At 39.4% G+C, this 2,177-nt stretch carries 2 protein-coding genes; both read right to left on the reverse strand.

Going from position 1 to position 2,177, the window contains the following annotated elements:
• A partial coding sequence (locus tag JEM49_RS09255; RefSeq protein ID WP_201874752.1) for a BspA family leucine-rich repeat surface protein occupies positions 1 to 1,840 on the reverse strand: 1,840 nt, incomplete at its 3' end.
• A 90-nt stretch (positions 1,841 to 1,930) separates the two neighbouring features.
• On the reverse strand, positions 1,931 to 2,177 hold a 247-nt coding region (locus tag JEM49_RS09260), incomplete at its 5' end, for a hypothetical protein (RefSeq protein ID WP_201874298.1).

The following is a 2,177-nucleotide window of genomic DNA, read 5'->3' on the forward strand; positions in this document are numbered from 1 at the left end:
GTGCGTCCGCATTATTGCGAGGATACGTTTTGACAATTTTGGGACCATGAGAGCCAGTCTGAACAGGTGCGTCCGCATTATTGCTACCGCCACCACTGGATGAACCGGTACCACTGAATGATCCGCCGCCAATAGATGATCCGCTACCACCAGATGATCTACCACCACTAGATGAGCCGTGGCCACCGACTACCACAGAGCTACCAGCACCGCTGGAGAATCCGCCACCACCGAGCGTATAGTGAAAGCCACCACTAGATGAGCCGTGGCCACCGACTACCACAGAGCTACCAGCACCGCTGGAGAATCCGCCACCGCCAATTGAGTAGATGGGGTAGTCAATCTGAACGGGTGCAATAGTTTTATAATTTATAGTTTGAGTAATTTTTTGGAGTTTAGCATTAGGAATATAAAATGTAATTGTGCGCGTAGCTGTATTAGTAGAAATAGGTAACTTTGAGGCTTCCTTGCCTACGACAGCGTTTGCGAGATCCACATTATTTGTGATAAAAGTCGAGCCTTGCAATGCATGAGGTGTTTTTAAGAAGCCTTGCATAAGCGAGGTATTATTAATATTCATTAAATTGAGTTTGGAATCACCTGCAAAAAGATTAAAACTAACTTCAACGTTGCTTATATTCCAGTTAGCAATAGGTTTTAAGTCAATTAAATCAGGGTTTCTAGCAAACATGCCACTCATGTTAGTGACGTTACTAGTGTTCCAATTAGCCAACGGAGTTAAATCACGGATTGAAGTGCTACCAAACATGTAACTCATGTCAGTGACTTTACTAGTGTCCCACTTAGCCAGCCCAGTTAAATTGCTGATTTTGTTGCCAAAAAACATGCCACTCATGTTAGTGACTTTACTAGTGTCCCACTTAGCCAGCCCAGTTAAATTGCTGATTTTGTTGCCAAAAAACATGCCATGCATGTCAGTGACGCTACTTACGTCCAAGTTAGAACCATCAAATTTACTTAAGGACGATCTATAATATGAAAATGCACGTGACCAATCTGTTCCAATAGCTTTTACTTTTTGATTATTTGTTTTGCTGAAAGCGATTGTTTGTACCTTATTTAAAAGAAGTGAATGTACAGTGTCACGAGTAATACCAACTTGCAAGCCGTTAGTACTTTTGCCAGCTTGTTCAAAGTCGGCTGCATTTGGAACAATGATATGAAGCGGGTCGCCAGTATAACCGGTTAACTGATAAACGCCATTTTCCGCTTGTCCTTGCCAATTATTCACATCGAGTTTACCCCAAGTAGCTTCATCAAAACCGCCATTTACCATAGGTGGGGTTGCAATCAAATTAGTAGTTAGCGCTTTTTTAGCAAGTTTTGGGCTATTTTGTGACAAATTAAAAGATTGTGTCTTTTGACCACTTTCCAAAGTGCCATGTTGCGTACTCGTTTCTGCAACTTGATTTGATTGGTTATCGTGCTCTTGCAATGAACTTGTCTTTACGATACCCTTCTCGGCGCCTAAATCTTTGCTATCATTTGCTTCTTGAGTTTTGGGAACAGAATCTTGCTGAATATTTTCAGTTTGAGCTTGTTTTGACTTAGTTTCTGTCTTATCTTGAACTTGTGTTACATTGTTTTTAGCATTATTTACTTGATTATCATTTGAAGAACCTGATTCAACAGTATTTCCGTTTTCCTGCGTATCAGAGCTTTGCACATTATTAGTCACAGTTGAAGCCTGTTGATCTGCTACAGTATCGGCTTTTACCGTCTGACTGATACTAAAAAAGCTGATACCTATTAACACACTGGCTAAACCTACTGACAATTTTCTTAAACTAAAATGTTGCTTATTTTCTAAATCATACATAGATATTTTGACCTCCCTATACTGTAATTTTGAGACTGTAAAATAGTTTGTGTAAGGATGAATGATTCCTTAAATTTATTTTCATTAACATTATTCAACTGCAGCGGCTGCTTCTTCCTTAGCTTCCTTGGACAATCCAGCAAGGTCACCTAACAAGGTAAAATCAATTTGAGTTGCTAAAGATGGCTTTTTACGCAAGAAATCAATCTCAGATGGCTTAACGTTCTCAGTTGGATTATCTTTGGAAATCAATTCTTGTGAGATTTCACTATCAGTTAATTTTTTATCCTCTAATACACTTTCTGCTTCTTTGACTTCTTTTTCATAATGCTTTGTC

Origin of the sequence: Lactobacillus sp. A27 (genome assembly GCF_016742815.1) — a bacterium.
In the GTDB taxonomy this organism is placed as follows: Bacteria; Bacillota; Bacilli; order Lactobacillales; family Lactobacillaceae; genus Lactobacillus; species Lactobacillus gallinarum.